General features: G+C 63.0%; 1 protein-coding gene. It reads right to left on the bottom strand.

What is annotated here, in order from left to right:
* Positions 1 to 18: 18 nt before the first annotated feature.
* Positions 19 to 338 (bottom strand): ABC transporter permease (locus tag GPT33_RS18435; protein WP_296812009.1); only part of this gene is annotated, 320 nt, incomplete at its 5' end.

Genomic DNA, 338 nt, shown 5'->3' with positions numbered 1-338 from the left:
TATGGGTGTTTTTCATCTTCATTCGCGTGTTTTCAAAACGGCCACCAGATCGAGCTGGTCCAGCCGGCGCAGCACCAGCCAAGCCGAAAGGCCTGCCGCCACCAGCAACACCGCTCCCGCCATGGCAAACCCGGACGGGAGCAGCACCAAAGGAATGCGGTACAGGTCCGACTGCATGCCCCAGACCAACATGGCGCTCATGCCATAACCCATGGCGAAACCCGGCACCAGCGCCAGCAGGGTGAGCGTGCCCAGCTCCCCCATCAGCAGGGCCCGCACTTCGCGCTTGGTATAGCCCAAAATGCGCAGGCTGGCCAGGTCGCGTGAACGCTCGGCCA

The sequence above is a fragment of the Thiocapsa sp. genome (assembly GCF_011390875.1).
GTDB lineage: Bacteria > Pseudomonadota > Gammaproteobacteria > Chromatiales > Chromatiaceae > Thiocapsa.
Note: the sequence above shows the minus strand (reverse complement) of the source record. Positions and strands in the feature narration are given on the sequence as shown.